This window comes from Bacillus sp. AFS053548 (assembly GCF_002575105.1).
Taxonomy (GTDB): domain Bacteria; phylum Bacillota; class Bacilli; order Bacillales; family Bacillaceae_G; genus Gottfriedia.
Genome location: NZ_NUHI01000017.1, coordinates 25,867 through 45,714, shown reverse-complemented (window position 1 = coordinate 45,714; position 19,848 = coordinate 25,867). Strand labels below are relative to the sequence as shown.

General features: G+C 32.4%; 16 protein-coding genes and 1 pseudogene. 14 read left to right on the top strand and 3 right to left on the bottom strand.

Annotated elements, in window-relative coordinates:
• Positions 1–3 precede the first annotated feature (3 nt).
• The 6 genes and pseudogenes from CN946_RS09835 to CN946_RS09810 all read left to right on the top strand — a co-directional run bounded on the left by CN946_RS09835 (position 4) and on the right by CN946_RS09810 (position 6,280).
• Positions 4–1,581 carry a glycosyltransferase gene (locus CN946_RS09835; protein WP_098860964.1) on the top strand — a complete coding sequence of 526 codons (1,578 nt, stop codon included), beginning with the start codon at positions 4–6 and terminating at the stop codon, positions 1,579–1,581.
• Between the two features lie 242 nt (positions 1,582–1,823).
• Positions 1,824–3,110 carry a nucleotide sugar dehydrogenase gene (locus CN946_RS09830; RefSeq protein WP_098860963.1) on the top strand — a complete coding sequence of 429 codons (1,287 nt, stop codon included), beginning with the start codon at positions 1,824–1,826 and terminating at the stop codon, positions 3,108–3,110.
• Positions 3,107–3,919, top strand: a complete 813-nt coding sequence (locus CN946_RS09825; protein ID WP_098860962.1) for an ABC transporter permease — start codon at positions 3,107–3,109, stop codon at positions 3,917–3,919. Before CN946_RS09830 ends, CN946_RS09825 begins: the two co-directional genes overlap by 4 nt.
• Positions 3,920–3,931: 12 nt before the next feature.
• A pseudogene (tagH, locus tag CN946_RS09820) lies at positions 3,932–4,696 on the top strand (teichoic acids export ABC transporter ATP-binding subunit TagH); the annotation flags it as partial.
• A gap of 182 nt (positions 4,697–4,878) precedes the next feature.
• The gene (gene galU / locus CN946_RS09815; RefSeq protein ID WP_098861018.1) at positions 4,879–5,751 is read left to right on the top strand and encodes a UTP--glucose-1-phosphate uridylyltransferase GalU; all 873 of its coding nucleotides are present in this window, start codon (positions 4,879–4,881) and stop codon (positions 5,749–5,751) included.
• Positions 5,752–5,764: 13 nt separating this feature from the next.
• Positions 5,765–6,280, top strand: coding sequence for a VanZ family protein (locus CN946_RS09810; protein ID WP_098860960.1), 516 nt, complete (start codon positions 5,765–5,767; stop codon positions 6,278–6,280).
• Between the two features lie 577 nt (positions 6,281–6,857).
• On the opposite strand, the gene CN946_RS09805 is transcribed toward CN946_RS09810, so the two are convergent.
• A complete protein-coding gene (locus CN946_RS09805; protein ID WP_098860959.1) occupies positions 6,858–7,268 on the bottom strand; it encodes a pyridoxamine 5'-phosphate oxidase family protein in 411 nt (136 codons plus the stop codon).
• Positions 7,269–7,525: 257 nt separating this feature from the next.
• On the opposite strand from CN946_RS09805, the gene cax reads away from it, so the two are divergent.
• The 3 genes from cax (at position 7,526) to CN946_RS09790 (ending at position 10,112) form a co-directional block, all read left to right on the top strand.
• Positions 7,526–8,584 carry a calcium/proton exchanger gene (gene cax, locus CN946_RS09800; protein ID WP_098860958.1) on the top strand — a complete coding sequence of 353 codons (1,059 nt, stop codon included), beginning with the start codon at positions 7,526–7,528 and terminating at the stop codon, positions 8,582–8,584.
• Positions 8,585–8,609: 25 nt separating this feature from the next.
• Positions 8,610–9,218, top strand: coding sequence for a YczE/YyaS/YitT family protein (locus CN946_RS09795; RefSeq protein WP_353616189.1), 609 nt, complete (start codon positions 8,610–8,612; stop codon positions 9,216–9,218).
• 90 nt (positions 9,219–9,308) lie between these two features.
• Positions 9,309–10,112 (top strand): YfkD famly protein, encoded by an 804-nt coding sequence (locus CN946_RS09790; protein ID WP_098860957.1) that lies wholly within the window; start codon positions 9,309–9,311, stop codon positions 10,110–10,112.
• 96 nt (positions 10,113–10,208) lie between these two features.
• Here CN946_RS09790 and yfkAB read toward each other — a convergent pair whose 3' ends face one another.
• Entirely contained in the window at positions 10,209–11,336 is a 1,128-nt protein-coding gene (gene yfkAB / locus CN946_RS09785) for a radical SAM/CxCxxxxC motif protein YfkAB (RefSeq protein WP_098860956.1), read from the bottom strand.
• A gap of 572 nt (positions 11,337–11,908) precedes the next feature.
• Here yfkAB and CN946_RS23445 point away from each other — a divergent pair.
• From CN946_RS23445 to pdaA, 4 genes are all read left to right on the top strand, one after another.
• A complete protein-coding gene (locus tag CN946_RS23445; RefSeq protein WP_098230791.1) occupies positions 11,909–12,076 on the top strand; it encodes an SE1561 family protein in 168 nt (55 codons plus the stop codon).
• A gap of 202 nt (positions 12,077–12,278) precedes the next feature.
• The gene (locus tag CN946_RS09775; RefSeq protein WP_098860955.1) at positions 12,279–13,802 is read left to right on the top strand and encodes a fumarate hydratase; all 1,524 of its coding nucleotides are present in this window, start codon (positions 12,279–12,281) and stop codon (positions 13,800–13,802) included.
• Positions 13,803–13,805: 3 nt separating this feature from the next.
• Positions 13,806–14,369: a hypothetical protein gene (locus tag CN946_RS23140; RefSeq protein WP_218012650.1), complete on the top strand. Its 564-nt coding sequence runs from the start codon at positions 13,806–13,808 to the stop codon at positions 14,367–14,369.
• Between the two features lie 264 nt (positions 14,370–14,633).
• Positions 14,634–15,443, top strand: a complete 810-nt coding sequence (gene pdaA / locus CN946_RS09765; RefSeq protein WP_483295381.1) for a delta-lactam-biosynthetic de-N-acetylase — start codon at positions 14,634–14,636, stop codon at positions 15,441–15,443.
• A gap of 110 nt (positions 15,444–15,553) precedes the next feature.
• On the opposite strand, the gene CN946_RS09760 is transcribed toward pdaA, so the two are convergent.
• Entirely contained in the window at positions 15,554–18,283 is a 2,730-nt protein-coding gene (locus tag CN946_RS09760) for a bifunctional glycosyltransferase/CDP-glycerol:glycerophosphate glycerophosphotransferase (protein WP_098860952.1), read from the bottom strand.
• A gap of 442 nt (positions 18,284–18,725) precedes the next feature.
• On the opposite strand from CN946_RS09760, the gene CN946_RS09755 reads away from it, so the two are divergent.
• Positions 18,726–19,832, top strand: a complete 1,107-nt coding sequence (locus tag CN946_RS09755; protein ID WP_098860951.1) for an RNA-guided endonuclease TnpB family protein — start codon at positions 18,726–18,728, stop codon at positions 19,830–19,832.
• Positions 19,833–19,848 lie beyond the last annotated feature (16 nt).

Sequence of the window (19,848 nt, the reverse complement as noted above, 5' to 3'; positions counted from 1 at the left end):
TTAATGACAGTTTATAGTCTAAGCGTGATATTAATTAATTTTAATAACGAAATGTTTATTAAAGATACAATTGAATCAGTTTTAAATCAACGAATGAATAATTTAGAGTTGATTATAGTAGATGATGGTTCGACAGATGGTAGTTTAGAAATAAGTAGAAACTTTACTGAAAGACACCCTAATGTCAAACTCATTTCTCAAAAAAATAGCGGTCCTAGTGCGGCTAGAAATACGGGGATCCGAGAAGCAACTGGAAAGTATATTACTTTTCTAGATAGTGATGACCTGGCAATTAAAGGTGCTTATGAAAAATTACTTGCAATAGCAGATGAAAATGATGCTGATACAGCAATCGGAAATTTTATTTGTTTTAATGAATTAAAAAAGTGGCGCCTAGCATATATGGGGAAGGTTTTTAAGAAGAATCTACCTTCCATTAGACATGTAAGAAAAAATAACGAACTACATTTTACACCTGCTGTTTGGAATAAACTTTATAAAAGAGAGTTAATTTTACAAAAAAATATTCAATTTGATGAATCATTAAGAATAGGTGAAGATTTACTCTTTACAGAGCAAAGCTTATTACTCTCGAATAAAACAGTTGTGAAGGATATTGATATGATTCAATATCGTGTAAATGATTTAGATAGTAGTTTAGTAAAAAAAGTAAGTCTTAGCTTTTTCGAACAATTATTAAAAACGCAAAAAGAACTAAATAATCTTTATAATGAATTAGAGTTAATGCAAGAGATAAAAACAATTGAAAATAGACAATTTAGATTCTTTTTTGACTCAATTTATATTAAAGCTTCTAAATTAAGTAAGGAAGAACAATTTTCTTTATATAATATTTGTGTTGATTTTATTAACATAATTAACAATAAAGAGATTTTTATTAATTTAAAAAATCGGGATTTGTTATTACTTCAATTAATATTAGATGAAAACAAAGATGGCTTTTTGAAGTTTTTAAATGTATTAACAAATAGTGATGTCCCAAAAGACCAAATAAGAATGAATAGTGAGTATCATAAATACTTGTTAGAGCATTTTCCAGATTATGCTGTTGATTCATCTAAAAATACTTTTCTTATTGGTCAAAATATCAAAAATATTAGTTTAGATAAAGGAATCTTTACAATTGGTGGTTCCGTTTATTATGCGAATATCCCATCAGCGATTAAAAGTATGGAAATGATTTTTACCAATAACAAAAGTAGAGAAATAATCAACATTAAATTAGTAGATAATGCAACGATTGAACGTAATGAAACGCATTCCAAACAATATAAATACGTTGATTTTAATACAGTAACAATTCCCATTCTATCGTATTTGTCATCAGGTGATTGGAAAGTCTCAATTAAGACGGAAGTAGAAGATTTATTCTATCAGACTGATCTTCAAATTTCTAAAAACGATCGGGTGCACTTAAAATCGTCAATTATAGGTAAACAACAAATTACACCTGTTTATGTAAATCATGAGTTGACTTTATCTATTAAAGAAGTAAGTACTAGAGGTAGAATTAAATTTTTAGGCAATAAACTTAAAAATTTTACGAAAAGATTTGTATAAAGATATAAAATCTTTTTAAATGATAGGGACCAAATAATTTGTATTAAAAATTTTATAAAAGTTTTATTAAGTGGATATAAAATTGTAAAATTTATATTATATTTCGCATTTGGGTAATACTGAAAATATTAATTTATTGTATTATTATTGTTACGATGTATATCTATTTTAGAAAAAAATTATAAAATAGCATTAATGTAATTAATACAAATTAAGTGATTTTATTGAAAGAGGTAATCTAAATGAAAATTTGTACAATTGGTCTAGGATATATTGGTTTACCAACATCAGCAATGTTCGCGAAACATGGGGTAGAAGTAGTTGGTGTAGATATACATCAAAGTGTAGTTGATAAGCTAAATGCAGGGGAAATTCATATTGAAGAACCAGGATTAGCAGAAGTAGTGAAAGATGTAGTGTCTAAAGGTTTATTTAAAGCTTCTTTAACACCTGAAGCTGCTGATGCGTTTATTATCGCAGTACCAACACCAAATAATGATGATGAGCATAAATCTTGTGATTTAACTTACGTATTAAGTGCAGTTAAATCGACGATTCCTTACTTACAAAAAGGGAATGTATTAATTGTAGAATCAACAATTGCTCCACGTAGTATGGATGACTTTGTAAAACCATTAGTAGAAGCATCAGGCTTTACAGTTGGTGAAGATTTATTTTTAGTACATTGTCCAGAACGCGTATTACCTGGTCAAATTATGCACGAATTAATTTATAATAACCGTATAGTTGGTGGAATTACACCTCAGTGTTCTGAAGCAGGAGCAAAAGTATATAGTACTTTCGTACAAGGTGAAATTATTCGAACTGATGCAAAAACAGCAGAAATGTCTAAGTTAATGGAAAACACATTCCGTGATGTTAACATCGCACTAGCAAATGAACTGACAAAAGTATGTAATACGCTTGATATCAACGTACTAGATGTAATTGAAATGGCTAATAAACACCCACGAGTTAATATACATTCACCTGGTCCAGGGGTTGGGGGGCATTGCTTAGCAGTAGACCCTTACTTTATTGTGGCAAAAGCACCTGACCTTGCTAAAATAATCAATCTTTCTCGTGAAACAAATTCATCTATGCCGAGCTATGTTGTTGAAAATGTTAAGAAAATTATTGGAAATGTTGATCATCCAAAAGTTGCTGCTTTCGGTGTAACATATAAAGGTAATGTAGATGATATGCGTGAAAGTCCAGCAATGGATATCATTGAACTATTAAAAAATGAAGGCATTACTGTAGCAGCTCATGATCCACACGTTGCTAGTACAGAAACATTTACACTTCTATCTGCAGAAGATGCAGTAAAGGATGCTAATCTAATTTTAGTACTTACTGATCATAATGAATTTAAAAACATGAATTATGACGAATTAGCACCTTTAATGAAAAAACCAATCGTTTTTGATACTAGAAACTGCGTTAATCCTTCAAATAGTTCAAGAATGAATTTTGTAAACTATGGTAATATAAATAAAGTAATTAAAGAGAATGTGGTAAATCTATGAATAGTATAAAAACAGTTTTGCAAGAACAGATTAATAATCTATCACTCATATTCCGATTATCGTCATATGAGACGCGTAAAGAGTATGCTGATAGCCAACTTGGCGTTATCTGGGTTTTCTTAAACCCACTATTTCAAATTGCAGTATATTGGATAACTTTCGGTACAGGTATACGAGGTGGAGCTCCAGTTAATGGTATTCCCTTTCTAATTTGGATGCTTTGTGGACTTATTCCTTGGTTTTTTATTAGTAACTCAATCATGCAAGGTTCAAGTTCAATTTTCAATCGTATTGGGACAGTTTCAAAAATGAATTTTCCATTAAGTATCATTCCTACTTATGTAGTACTTTCAAGATTTAATACCCATGTATTTATGATGGGAGTACTATTTATTGGGGTTGTTGTAAGTCAAGGGTTTGATCAAATGAATATTATTGCTCTGATTTATTTTATGATAGTAGGTTTATTATTTAATATTGCATTAGGGCTATTTACTTCAACACTTTCAACAATGATTAGGGATATTCATCTTTTTATTCAGTCCTTTACTAGAATGCTCTTGTATTTAACTCCTATTCTGTGGGAGCCATCTAGAGGTTCTGGTGCATCAAAAATTTTATTTTTTATAATGAAATTAAATCCTTTTTATTATATTGTAGAAGGTTATCGTGGAGCTCTTTTATATGGTCATTCAGATATTATTTTCTCAAAATATACAGTATATTTTTGGGCAGTGTTAATAATTATCTTTACAATTGGCTCTATTTTCCATATTAAGTTTAGAAAGCAATTTGTTGATTTCCTATAGAAGGTGAGCACAATGACAAAAAAAGTTATTTTTAAAAATGTTATAAAAAAGTTTAAATTGTATAGTAAGCCGACCGACAAGTTAAAGGATTTATTCTTTGGCGGTAAAGGTGGCGAGTATTTTTATGCCCTTAAAGAATTATCCTTTGAGGTTGAACAAGGTGAAATCGTAGGGATAATCGGATTAAATGGTTCTGGTAAAAGTACCATGTCTAACTTAATCGCGGGTGTGACAATGCCAAACGCGGGTGAAGTTGAAGTAAATGGTGTTGCTTCACTGATTGCGATTCAAGCTGGATTAGATAATCGATTAACTGGTTTAGAAAATATTAGACTTAAAGGTTTAATGATGGGTCTTACGGTAAAACAAATTGAAAAGATTACGCCTGATATTATTGAGTTTGCTGAAATTGGTAAGTTTATTAACCAACCAGTTAAATCATATTCAAGCGGTATGAGATCAAGATTAGGATTCGCAATTTCCGTTAATATTGATCCAGACATTATGGTAATTGACGAAGCATTATCTGTTGGTGACCCAACATTTACAAAACGTTGTTTAGATAAAATGAATGAGTTTAAAGAACAAGGAAAAACAATCTTCTTTATTAGTCACTCATTAGGTCAAGTAAGAGATTTTTGTACAAAAGGATTATGGATTCATTATGGAAAATTGGTAGAGTACGGAGACATTGGTCCTGTATGCGATAACTATCAAAATTTCCTTACTGAGTACAATAAATTATCTACTGAAGAACGTGCAAAAGATCGTGAAAAGAATATGCATTATAATTAATTAAATAGCTATATAGGATACCTAAGTTTTGAAAAGCTTAGGTTTCCTTGCATTATATATGTGAAATACTTTATTATTCAGTTGAGAGATGATTAAAAGCTTAAACTTGATTAATATATACTATAAAAAATATTAGGTGATTAATTGTGGAAAATACTAACAAAATAAAAAAAGTACGTAAAGCCATTATCCCAGCAGCGGGATTAGGTACTCGTTTCTTACCGGCTACAAAAGCAATGCCAAAAGAAATGTTGCCAATCGTAGACAAACCGACAATTCAGTATATTGTTGAAGAAGCAATTGAAGCAGGAATTGAAGACATCATTATCGTAACTGGTAAAGGTAAACGCGCAATCGAAGACCATTTTGATATTTCATTCGAATTAGAACAAAATCTATTAGAGAAAAAGAAATATGAAATACTTGAGAGAGTGCAAGAGTCTTCAAAAGTAGAGATTCATTATATTAGACAAAAAGAGCCAAGAGGATTAGGACACGCTGTTTGGTGCGCTCGTAAATTTATTGGAGATGAACCATTTGCTGTACTACTTGGAGATGATATTATTCAAGCAGACGTACCAGGTGTAGCACAATTAATTGAACAGTACGAATTAACTCATTCCTCAGTAATCGGTGTACAAGAGGTTCCTGAAGATGAAGCGTATCGTTATGGTATTGTTGACCCAGTAGAGCGAGATGGACGACGTTATCAAGTACGCAATTTTGTTGAAAAACCAGCAAAAGGAACTCAACCATCAAACTTAGCAATTATGGGACGTTATTTATTAACTCCTGAAATTTTTGAATTCCTAGAAGAACAAGAAGTTGGAGCTGGTGGAGAAATCCAATTAACAGACGCAATTCAAAAGCTGAATAAAATTCAACGAGTATTTGCATACGACTTTGAAGGTAAGCGCTATGATGTTGGTGAAAAATTAGGATTTATTACAACAACGATTGATTTTGCACTTCAACGTGATGATTTAAGAGATGACTTATTAGACTATATAAAACAAAAACTTAATGAAGTAGAATAAAAGATCAATAAGAATGAAAAATTCTATTTCTTTTAAAACATTTATTAAATACTGGATACCTGTGATCCTTTTAGCTGGCATTATCTTTTATTCATCAGCAACACCGTATGAAAAACAAGACATAAGACCAGAAATAAGCCATATAACATTTTTATATGATTTAATGAAGCATTTTACATTTGTCCATTTTGACTACGCTGGACATAAAGTAAGTATAAAAGAGCTTGGAGTAGCAGGATTTACAGAGTTCTTTATTCGAAAACTATCCCATTTTACAATCTATCTTCTACTTGCCTTTTTTACTACAAGATTAGCAAAGCTTTATGTGAAGAAAGCCTATTTAGTTGGTGTAATTTTTTCAATCCTTTATGCAGCTTCGGATGAATTCCACCAATCCTTTACTGCCAATCGAACTCCGTTAGTTCAAGACGTAGTAATTGATTCAATTGGAGCTCTAATAGGGGCATGTTTATTTTTATTAATAAGTAAGAAGCTTAAAGCAAAAGTTCAAAAATCCATTCGAGTTTAATCGAATGGATTTTTTGGTATGAATTAATAAACGGTAAAAAGAAAGACGTTATAAAAACAAAACATTTCCAAAATGATGAAATATTAAGGTTCAATAGTGAAACCGTAAATTAAGTGAACATTATTGTTGTTTAATAAATGATTTTAAATATTTGTATGTTTAAGAAATTTAATTATAAACCCTAGTAATTGTTTATAGTTTCGTAATTAAAAATATTAAGGTCTAATTTTTAGAAAAAAAGGTTCAAACGATTAGTTTACAAGATAATGTTCGATTTACTTGAAGTAATACTGGTCAATGATCTTTTATTACTCTAAGTAAAGTTTATTAAAGTAGTTTTATTATGCAGACTTATTTAGATGAAAAAGTTGATTGGAACGGAGGGATGCTCGACTCCTATGGGATAAGCGGGAAGGCTGAGACCCCGCAGGCTAGCCGAGGAGGCTCAGGTCCCGCCCCATGGAAAGCGAGCATCCTGCAGTGGAAATCAACATCACTATACTCCTTTACGAAAAATTGATTATAGCTTTTCAACAAAAAAATCTTATCTAAATTCAATTAGATAAGATTTCATTTTTCAAAGCTTTATAAAAGTAGGTTCTGTACCTGCTTTCTCTACATAACCGATTTTAACTGGATTCATTTGAATCAATACATAGTTAGGATCCTCAGGACCTTCAAGCCATCTAGATAACTCCTCAGTCCATACTTTCTCTTCAGGATCTGCATTTTCAATTATTTCAGCTCTTGCAAACATCTCTACAAAATTATCATCTAATTGATCACCATCATGACCCAGTAGTATATGTACGTTTGGATTATTTTTTATATCTTCTACTTTTTGTGAATTCTTATTTGTAGCGATATAAGGTGTTAGGCCTTTAAAGAAAAATACCATATAGCAACTATGCGGAAAGTCTTCACGAATGGTTGTAAATAGACCTAATTGTTTCGCTTTAAGTACTTTCATAATATTTTGCTGAATCATTTTTATTAACTCCCTCCTAGTTCAGAAGAAAGGGAGGTAGAAATCTTTTCTACCAACCGAATCTCCAACATAAGATATTCTAGTTCTCGAGGTCATAATCCTTTGAGCAATATAAGTAAAAACTAAACTTTTATCCAAGTGATAGCTGATTTTTGCCATCAACACTTTAAGTGTTTGTTAATTGTTTTACATTTAAACCTATTTTTTTAAGTCTTTTGCATATGATATTTATAAGGAAATTTATTTAGGAGGTTTTTATGGCTCATCGTTTATTTTTTATTGTTACGTTTATCGGTGTACCATTATCGGTAATTGGGAGCTTGATGCATTGGAGCGAGATTTTATTATTTATCATTTACTGTATAACGATTATTTCATTAGCCGGCATTATGGGAAGAGCTACTGAAAGCTTAGCGATTGCAGCTGGTCCGAGAATTGGGGGACTTTTAAATGCGACATTCGGGAATGCGGTAGAGTTAATTATCGCGATTTTTGCATTACAAAATGGCTTATCGGAAGTGGTGTTAGCATCATTAACAGGTTCTGTAATAGGAAACTTACTACTTGTAGGTGGACTATCCTTTTTTATTGGTGGATTAAAATATAAACGTCAAAGCTTTAATGTTTACGATGCGAGACATAATTCAGGGTTATTGATTTTTGCGGTCGTACTAGCCTTTGTCATTCCTGAAATTTTTTCAGTTAAAATGACTGCAAATGATAAGATGGCACTTAGTGTAGGTGTTTCGATTGTTTTAATGGTTTTATATCTAGCAGCACTTTACTTCAAATTAGTTACACATCGTGGGGTTTACGTAGCTAAAAATCAAGAGATCGTAGAAGAGCATGAAGAAGCTGAGTGGGGAACAGGGAAAGCCATGATTATTTTAGCGTTAGCTACTGTTGCTGTTGGATATGTTTCAGAGAAGCTAGTTCATACGTTTACGACAGTGGGAGATAAGTTCGGATGGACTGAATTATTTATCGGTATAATCGTTGTTGCAATCGTTGGTAACGCTGCTGAACATGCATCTGCAATTGTGATGGCATATAAAAATAAAGTAGGGGTTTCGGTAGAAATTGCTGTTGGTTCATCATTACAAATTGCTATGTTCGTAGCGCCAGTGTTAGTGATTTGTTCATTGTTTATTGGGGAAAGAATGCCATTAATATTTTCCATGCCGGAATTAATCTCGATGATTACTTCCGTATTTTTAACAATTGCGATTATGAATGACGGAGATACAAACTGGTTTGAAGGGTTAACATTATTAGCTGCTTATTTGATTATGGGAATCGGTTTCTACTTATTATAAAAACGAAAATTGAAGGTGGTAATACTTGAAAATAATAATAAGAACTCTATTTTATTTAATTGGATTACTATTTTTAACTTTAGGAATTAGTTTAGCGATTAAAGCTGGACTAGGAGCTAGTGCATGGGATGCATTAGCTGTTGGTGAGTCGAAAACCTTTGGCTTATCTGTTGGAAATTGGATTATTATTAACTCATCAATACTGTTGTTTGTAAATGCTTTTTTACAAAGGAAAAGACCGGATTGGCTTGCTGCGATTACGTTTATTTTAATTGGACGATTTCTTGATTTTTGGCTAACTGTAGAGTCGGAGCATTTATTTGATTCAAATATGGTCACTAGATATATTCAATTAGGACTAGCCATTTTAAGTATGACTATTGGTATTGCAATTTATTTGCAAGCTAAGTTTCCGTTAAGTCCAATAGATGATTTAATGATTTCGCTAAATAAGCGGTTTGGAGTAAGTTTAGGCGTGGCAAAAACGATTGGTGAAGTGTTTGCTTTAGTATTGGCATTTCTTCTAAAAGGTCCAATTGGAATCGGAACCGTCTTAATTACATTCTGTATTGGACCTATTTTGCAGAAGTTAAGAGGTCCAATTGAGAAACTTTATATTAAGCTGAGTTCATAGCAAAATTTTTCATTTTAAGGAATACATATATTTACATAAAATGTTCATGCTAAGAGTAATAATTTCCTTATTTGTGAAAGGGGCATGAATATGTCTAAATGGTTTAAGCCATTCGTTCTTGTTAATATAGCTATTTTAATTATTTCTTTAAATAATGGACAAACAACTTTTGCAGCTAATTCAGATATTAAAGTCCCACGTTCGGCTGCAAACGTGACAAAAGAGAATACTTACCCTAATCCAACTCAGGACCTACCAGAACTTCAACCAGGGGGATTAGCTAAGCAGTTATTAGATTCATCAAATGTGAAAATTGAGAATCCCAATCTAATTCGTATGTTTAATGAATCCTATGTCAGCAAAGCACCATTTGCAGTAGGCTATAATGCGAAAATTTTCTTAGGAGTTTGGCCTTTAAATTACGAATCAAATGAGACAACAATTAATTGGCAATATAAAAAAATTAATACAAACTTTTTAGATAATAGAGGAGATAAAGCATACAGACGAATAAAATACTACCAAAATTCGCAACAAATTATTAAAGGTGGTTTAACTGCTAAAGTAAGAAATGCGGATGACGTGATTAATTTAATGATGCATGATGCATCAGAGAAAACAACTCTCCCACTAGCATTCCAAACAGTAGTTGGAGCTGGAACTAAAAACGAGAGAGTATATAATGTACCACCAAAGCAACTCGGCTATTTATATGCTTATGCTCCTGCAGTTAATGAAAAAGGAAAAGTCACATTTGGAGAAGTCTACTTAATCTTAAAAGGTAATAAAAGAACTCTACAAGTTAAAAATGTAGTATCACAAGGTGTAGGTGCATGGATACCTGTTCAAGATTATGTTTCATTTGGTTATTTTGCTTCACCACACCCTAGATAATAGAGAGATCCACAAGGTAGATTATTTTCCTTGTGGTTTTTTGTTTTAATTACACAAAAAAACATGCCAAAAAATGACATGCTCTTTTTAAAGAATTTAATTTCCCTTTAAAATTTTAGTACTTCTATTCGAAAAATCAGTTTCAGGATAATAGCTGTTTTTTACAAGAATATTAGGTCCTAAGCATTTAACTGCTGGGCAATGACAGCTTAGTTCATTTGCAGTTTTTGATAATGTCCAAGTATCATATGCTTCTTGTAATGTATGGGTTTGAATATTTCCTAGATGAGGTACATCACCAAAATCAGTAACGATGATGCTACCATCAAATACATTTACATTTAAGCGAGAACGACCATCAGGGTCATTTCGTAATGTTACATTCTTACTATTATATAATCTTTGAATGATGTCTAAATCGTTTTGATCATCGCTACATGGATAAAACGGTAGAGTACCAAATAGCATCCAAATATTTTCATCACGAACATCAAGTAAAGTTGAAATTGCTTCGCGAAGTTCTGATTTTGTAAGTACTTCTAATGTACTAGCGAAATCGCTGGCATACATAGGGTGAATTTCGTGCCTCTGACATTTCATTTCTTCTATAATTTGACGATGGATTTTTTCTAAGTATGGAAGAGTACGTTTGTTTAACATTGTTTCAGCGGATACCATAACTCCAGCATCAGCAAGGCGTCGGCTGTTTTCAATCATGTTTTCGAATAATTTAGCACGCTGCGCATATGTCGGCTTACGTTCCATCATCGCAAATCCTGCTTCTACAAATTCATCAACAGTTCCCCAATTATGAGAGATATGTAGCACGTCTAAATAAGGAATTATTTTTTCGTATCTTTCAAAATCTAATGTTAGATTTGAATTAATTTGAGTACGTACGCCACGTTCATGTGCATATTTCAATAAAGGCACAACATATCCGTTCAACATTTTATTTGAAAGCATCGGTTCTCCACCAGTGATACTAATACAACGAAGCTTTTCAATCTCTTCTAAGCGATTTAAAACTAGCTCAATAGGTAGTGGATTTGGATCCTTTGGTTGTAAAGTATATCCGACAGCACAATGCTCACAGCGCATATTACATATCGTTGTAGTCGTAAACTCTACATTTGTAAGCATGTTTTTACCATACTCTTCAACATCTAAATACGCTTCCCAAGGATCATATGTAGGCGTTATTTGTTGTAATAATTTTTTCATGTGATTACTCCTTTAGGTACAAAACTGCACCCATAAGTATTAGACTAATTTAATTTTCCTCAACTATTATAAGAAAGAAAGTTAAGCGTTGTATAGAAATAACTTCCTAAAATTTAAAAAAATGTCGAATTAGGCAAGTAACTGCTAAATAAATTAATAATTTTCTGTGAAAAGTTATCAAACTTTAACATAAGAAAGCGGAAATGTTTCCAATTGCCTTGCTACGTAATAATAAATTCATGATACAATTAGTTTACCTACTGTGAATCTAGGATGTTTCGCGAAAGTGACTTCTGCATTGGGTAGAACCATGATAGTGGGTAGGCTAAAAATCAGACGAAAACCAAGTCAATTAAAAAAGTTGAGAATAATCACTTAAACGATTGCTCAACTATGTAGGATTCGTTGTATCCGAATTTACGCCCTTGGAGTGTTAAACCAAACGAGAGTAGCTTCGGTAAAATCGGACACGTTGAACAGGGAAGCAAACATCAAAAATTTATAGATATATATAAATTAATGGCAACGGGTATAATATAAATAGCAATTGTATTAGAAAGGACGATCATTTCATGTCAAACACAGAACAATTATCCTATATTAAAGAACGTTTTAATTCAGTAATGGAAACAATTGAATCATTAGAAGCTGAAGAAGTAAGCTTAGAAGAGCTAGATCAATTATTATCAGTTTTAGATGACTTAGAAAGTAAATGTCGTGAAGTAAATCGCCCAGATTGAGTCCATTGTAATGGGCTTTTTTTATTGGAAAGCGAACAGTATGTGTACATTGTTAAATTGTTAACTATAGAAGTAGCTAAATATTTGCCCAAATCAGAAACTAATTCTGAAGGGCTTTTTTTATTCCGTTTATTAAAAATTGTATTATAATGAAGAGGGGAACATTCAGTATTTTTATAAAGGGTTTTAAGGGGGAGCATGAATGCAACACATACAGGAAAGTATTTATCAATTAATTGTAGAAACATCAACAAATCTACCAAAAGACGTACGTAAAGCAATCAGACAAGCTAAAGCAAGTGAAACTGCAGGTACAAGAAGCGCCATCGCATTGGAAACGATTACAAACAATATCATGATGGCTGAGGGCGATGTTTCACCTATTTGCCAAGATACTGGTATGCCAACTTTTAAAGTGAAAACGCCAGTTGGGGTAAACCAACTTGTGATAAAAGAAGCAATTTATGCTGCGATTGAACAAGCTACAAAAGATGGTAAGCTTCGTTCTAACTCTGTAGATTCTTTATTTGGTAAAAACAGCGGAAATAACTTAGGACCAGGTACTCCTGTTGTTAAATTTGAGCAACACGAAAGTGACTATATCGATATTCGCCTAATCTTAAAAGGTGGCGGATGTGAAAATAAAAACATCCAATACAGCTTACCATGCGAACTTGAAGGACTTGGAAAAGCAGGTCGTGATTTAGATGGTATCCGTAAATGTATTTTACACAGCGTATACCAAGCACAAGGACAAGGCTGTAGCGCAGGTTTCATCGGAGTTGGTATTGGTGGAGACCGTACTAGCGGTTATGAGCTTGCAAAGGATCAATTATTCCGTTTATCTGATGATGAAAATTCAATTCCAGAGCTTAAAGCAATGGAAGATTACATTTTGGAAAATGCTAACAAGCTTGGCGTAGGAACAATGGGCTTTGGTGGAGAAACAACTCTACTTGGCTGTAAAATCGGTGTAATGAACCGTCTACCGGCGAGCTTCTTCGTTTCAGTAGCTTATAACTGCTGGGCATTCCGCCGTTTAGGAATGAAAATCAATCCTGAAACTGGTGATATTTCAGAATGGCTATACCGCGAAGGCGAAGAAATTAGCTTTACAAATGAAACGAATGAAACGACTGAAGCACCACGCGAAGTCAAATTAGTAGCTCCAATTACAGAAGAACAAATCCGTGATTTAAAAGTTGGAGATGTAGTTTCAATTAGTGGCATGATGTACACTGGACGCGACGCAATCCACCATCATTTAAAAGACCACGATTGTCCAGTCGATTTAAATGGACAAATTATTTACCACTGTGGACCTGTAGTATTAAAAGATGAAGAAGGCAAATATCACATTAAAGCAGCTGGTCCAACAACAAGTATTCGTGAGGAGCCATACCAAGGCGATATCATGAAAAAATTCGGCATTCGCGCTGTAATCGGTAAAGGCGGAATGGGTGCAAAAACATTAAAAGCTCTAGAAGACCACGGCGGCGTTTATTTAAATGCAATTGGTGGAGCAGCACAATACTACTCACAATGTATTAAAGAAGTAAAAGACGTAAACTACCTAGAGTTTGGTATTCCTGAAGCTATGTGGCACTTACAAGTTGAAGGCTTCAAAGCAGTAGTAACAATGGATTCTCATGGTAATTCATTGCATAAAGATGTAGATAAGAGTTCACTTGAGAAATTAGCTACTATGGCTAAGAAGGTATTTTAATAATTGAGATTTAAGGGCAATGTCATTTTTTTGGCATTGCTTTTTTTTGTTTTGTGGGGGGCTGCAAATAAAGGGAGGGGATATGCAAATGAAAATGTGATCAGTGCAAATAAATGTTCTAATTCTGCAAATAAGATCTGTGCTGCAAATAAGCGTTCTAATACTGCAAATAAAGGAATGAGAGCTGCAAATAAAAATGTGATAAGAGCAAATAAACGTTTTAACTCTGCAAATAAGAATGGAACTGCAAATAAAAATACGAAAACGGCAAATAAAAATAGCATATCTGCAATTAAAAATACGAAAACAGCAAATAAAAATGTAATAAGAGCAAATAAATGTTCTAATACTGCAAATAAGAACTGTGCTGCAAATAAGCGTTCTAATACTGCAAATAAAGGAATGAGAGCTGCAAATGAAAATATGATAAGTGCAAATAAACGTTTTAACTCTGCAAATAAGAATGGAACTGCAAATAAAAATACGAAAACTGCAATTAAAAATAGCATAACAGCAATTAAAAATACGAAAACAGCAAATAAAAATGGCATATCTGCAATTAAATAAATGAAAACAGCAAATAAGCCCCTCTAGCGTGCAAATAAGTAGTTAAATCATGAAGAAAAAGTCTAATTTTAGGGTAAATTAATGGTCCTAAGTTCAAAAAATTTCAGGTTAAATCGAAAAACACATCCAGTCATACAAGCATCTTCTTTTGATCAAAAATCCATGTTAGAAAATTTTAGTTTTATGTCAAAAATACACCAATTCTTTTCATATTTCTAATTTATTTACAGATACTATTTTTAACAGATACTATTTTTAAGTGAGGTGAATGAATTGAAAAAAATAATTGTATATATTCTTACTTTTTTCTTAGTATATCCTAGTACTACATTTGCTTATAGTAATACGCCACATGGCTGGGGGATTGTTCCTGCGAAAAATGAGACTCCACCTGATGCTGGTGAGCAACTTAATAAATTGGTATCAAATACGGGGTCAGTGTATTTAGGGGATACTACAAAAAAAGATGTTTATTTAACTTTTGATAATGGTTATGAAAATGGCTTTACACCAAAGTTTTTGGATGTTTTAAAGAAACATGGTGTTCATGGGACTTTTTTTATAACAGGTCATTATATTAAGGAAAATCCTGAATTAGTGAAACGAATGGTTAATGAAGGGCATATAGTCGGAAACCATTCATGGAGTCATCCTGATATGACAACGATTGGTGATCAAAAGATTATTGAGGAATTGGAACAAGTTAAAATGGCATATCAGGAATTGACTGGCCGATCAGATATGAAATATTTCAGACCTGCAAGAGGAGTTTTTAGCGAACGTACTTTACAACTAGTTAATAAACAAGGATATGAAAATATTTTCTGGTCATTGGCATATGTTGATTGGAAGGTTGATCAACAAAGAGGTTGGAAATATGCTTATGATAATGTGATGAAAATGATTCATCCTGGAGCAGTTATATTAATGCATACTGTATCGAAGGATAATGCAGAAGCGATGGATGAAATTATTACTGGCTTACATAAACGTGGGTATCATTTTAGAAGTTTAGATGACTTAATGATGGAACGAAGCGGGTTTGATCCGAACTTTTATGTACCTAAAAAATAAAAAGCTAATGATTAAGTAGTTTTATTAACTGCTTAAATCATTAGCTTTTTTATTCTTTAATTGGCAGCAAGGGGTCGTACTCGCCGTAGTAGCCAATTTTAGAGTTTTCTTTAACGGTTTGCGATTGCTTCGTAGTTTAGTTTAGCATGTTGCTTAGGTGTTTTGATTACAAATGGATTTTCAACTGTATTTTCTAGGAATTGTTTATCTTTATTAGCGAATTTTTTTATTCCGTTAAGAACTTGCTCTTCTTCAGTTACAACTTCGCCAAAAAGTAATTCTTGTGTAATTGGTCCTTGGTTGTAATGCTCATAATAAAATCGCTTATAGTCAAACTGATAGAAAATAACTGGTTTTTCCATATATGAAAAATCAAATGAAACTGTTGAATAATCGGTGATTAATAAATCTGATCTTTTTAATAGTGATTGGACAGTCTCTTCACCTTGACGGATCGTTTTTATTCTTTTATGGAAATCCGGAACTTCCTTCATATAAATTTGAGTCTGGTAGTGCGGATAGAAAATGATATTTAAATCATTTTTTTCTAGTATTTGATGAAATTCAGGATTACTTAGTAAAGAGAAATAACGGTTAAAGTATTCAGAGTTCATTAATTGCTGAGTACTTTTATTCCAGTTTCTCCACGTTGGCATGATTAATATGGTTTTCCCATTCCCTGTATTTTCGAGTGCATCCCATCTAGCTAATCCAGTAACGGCCACTTCATTTTCAGCATAACCGAATTCGTTAACAATATGATCTTTTTCAAAATCAGATGAAACGATAAACAGTGAATAGCCCATTCGATTTTTATTTAGTACATGATTTACACGACTAACTCCAATAACGCCATGTTGAATAAGGATTTTTTGATTTTGCTGCCACTCAGGATGACATTTTAAAACTTGTAAGTACTCGTGCGTGTACATGTTGGCACGCTCAGAATAGGCATTAATTGTTTTATCACAAGTTAGTAAGTAAAGTGTGTGCTTTAAACTACCATATTGTACAATGTTTCCGAATTCCTTTATATATTCGTAATCCTTTGCCTTTTTATCAATCAAATAATAACAGTTATCTCTTACTTTATTTTTTTGAATGTACTTGAATAAGTGGTATGAATTATCTTGTGCCGTATCTTTTCGTTCTCCAATTAACCAAATATGCTTATTTCGATAGTATTTTTGCGTTAAACGGTAAAGGTAAAAAATAAGGAATGACTTCCATTCTCTCCTTAGTACAAGTAACCCAAATTCATAAACGATATCACGGAATGATTTTTGGATCTTTGTTTTTAATTTTCCGAGTAAGCCTGTTTTTTTGATTCGAATGTGCAAATTTTTCTTTGGAAAATAAGGTACGATACTGTGTGTTTTAGTTGTTGCTGGTTTTGAATTTGCCTTTGTTGAAAAATAGAAAATATGAAGTGGTTTTCTTAGTGAAATATCTCCAACTTTTACCGAAATAAACACTTCATAATCGCCATCAGGTAATATTTTACTTAGCTCAATTGTAGTTGTTTTATAGCCACCATCGCTATAATTGATACTATTTTTTGAGAAAAGATAGGACAAATCAGAACGCTCAAGAGTTTCGAGTGTAACTGTAATGAGTTGACCATTTGATTTATTTTTAAACTGTAATTCCTTAATAGAATCTAAATTATTAATTTCCTCGATAAATGCGAAGCCACCAACTTGCAAGCGGTCACCTCGTAACGAAAGGATTTCAATTTTTTGATGTAAATTAAATTCCTTAATTTCTAGGTATTCTTTATATTTCGGAAAATACTTTGCAAAATAATGATAATATTTTCCCTCTATCATTACTGCACCTTTTTGTAAGGTACGATCTGATAATAGAGTCATCAATAAATGAAATTCTTCTGGATCTTGATTAAGAAAAATTGTATAAAATACTTTACTAATTTTAGAAGTATTATTTTCCATTAGATTTTTAGACAAGTTTTTAGCAAAATCCGATGAAATCCTTAAAAGTTCTTTGTACTGTTCGGAAGGGAAATAGTATGCCTTTGTCAGTAATGACGTTAAATAATAATCCCATAATTTTTTCTCAACATGCGAGTAGTGAGAGGTGATATCTTTCAAATTATAATAGTTTATTAATTCTGTTTGAGTAACGAGAAGGTTATCAAAAAATTCTAAAGTACTAGTTTGTTTGATGACATCACTGTTCGTTAAATCTCTCACTTTAATTACGATATCTGAAGTTACGTAAACTTTATTTGAACAAATAAAAGATTGTTGGGTAAATAATAAATCTTGCTGTTCTGTTAAAGACTCATTGAATTGCAATTGATTATCGTTTAATAAACTTCTCTTAATAATCATATTTTTAATAGAAGGATTTAACAGAAGTTCCGGATGTTTATGGAACTCTCGTAATGTTGGTAAATCTTTTTTTATGATTGATTTTAATTCATGGTGTTCCCATTTTCTTGTACCATTAAATAATTGGATATTTCCTAAAGCGATATCAGTATGATCTTTTATTGCACTGTTATATAAATTTTCATAGGCTGATGGATTAACAATATCATCCGCATCGATAAATGCCACAAACTCTCCAGTAGCTTCATGTAAACCTATGTTACGTGCTTTGTTTTTTGTCATTTGCTCTAATGATATGGAGCGAAAATTTTTATGTGAATTCGAATATTCCTCAATTATTTCTTTACTATTATCAGATGAACCGTTGTCTATAATAATCATTTCAATATCTGTTAATGATTGACCTTGTAAACTGTTTAGGCAATCTTTTAAGACATCTTCATGATTATGTGCAACAACGACTACACTAACTTTGGCTTTTTCCATTATAGTCTTACCTCACTAGTCTCTACTTTCAATTAAATAGTTTATCATAAATTATAACCTAATGCGTCTTCGAAAGAACAGAATTTACGAATGGTAAGTAGGTATCGTACTTGTATTATTTCCAATTATTTACGGAGATATTTTAAGGTAGAGGAGAGTAGAGGGGAATAATCGTTTTGAGGGAGTAACTGCAAAAAGTAAATTATTTTTATCCAACACTTGACTTTGAAAATGATAATCGTTATCATTTAAGTATAGCAAATATCCACACCGCTGTAGCGATATTTGATAAGTTTTGAAACCTAATTGGACTTGAAAGTTTCCCAATTCCCTTAAAATTTAATGACTTTCGGTTGGCTTTAGCCAAGAAGTTTCTGTCTGCTACAACAGTTACCATTAAGAAATAAATTGAAAATCAAGGTCAAAAGTGAGGTGGAATGATATGGCAAAGCACAATAAAGCATATAAGTTTCGTTTATACCCAACAGAAGAACAAGCATTACTTATGCGAAAAATTTTCGGTTGTGTGAGATTCGTATACAACAAAATGTTGGCAGAACGAAAAGAAACATACGAGAAATACAAAGATGATAAAGAACAACTAAAGAAACAAAAGTTTCCAACTCCTGCAAAATATAAAGCAGAATTTGAGTGGTTAAAAGAAGTTGATTCTTTAGCCTTAGCAAACGCTCAACTAAATTTGCAAACTTCTTTTAAGAATTTCTTTAGTGGTCACAATGACTTTCCTACATTCAAGAACAAAAAGGGTAGAAATTCATATACGACCAATCTCGTAAACGGAAACATACTGTTATTTGCTCGCCATATCAAATTACCAAAGCTAAAAATGGTACGAATCAGACAACATCGAAAAATTCCACAAGACCACATAATCAAGTCATGCACAATCTCCATGACATCTACAGGTAAATACTATGTTTCTATTTTGACAGAATACGAAAAAGAATTTGTACAAAAAGAAGTGAAAAACGTTATTGGATTAGACTTTGCTATGGCTGAATTATATGTGAGTAGCGAGAATGAGAAAGCCAATTATCCTCGCTACTATCGTGTTATGTCAGAAAAATTAGCAAAAGCACAACGGATTCTTTCTAAGCGTAAAAAAGGTTCTGCACGTTGGAATAAGCAACGTCTAGTAGTGGCTAAGTTTCATGAGAAAGTAGCGAACCAACGCAAAGATTTCCTTCATCATAAGTCAAAAGAATTAGCTTCTAACTTTGATGCTGTCGTAATTGAGGACTTGAACATGAAAGGAATGTCTCAAGCCCTTCATTTTGGTAAAAGCGTTCACGACAATGGTTGGGGTATGTTCACTACTTTCTTAGCGTACAAGCTAAAAGAACAAGGAAAACAGTTTGTGAAAATTGATAAGTGGTTTCCTTCCACTAAGAAGTGTTCTTGTTGTGGTTCAGAAAAACTGATGAAACTATCTGAACGCACCTACCATTGTTCATGCGGTTATGCGACAGATCGTGACTACAATTCAGCAGTCAATATCAAAAATGAAGGTATTCGCCTATTTTATTAGCATAGAAGCAAAAACT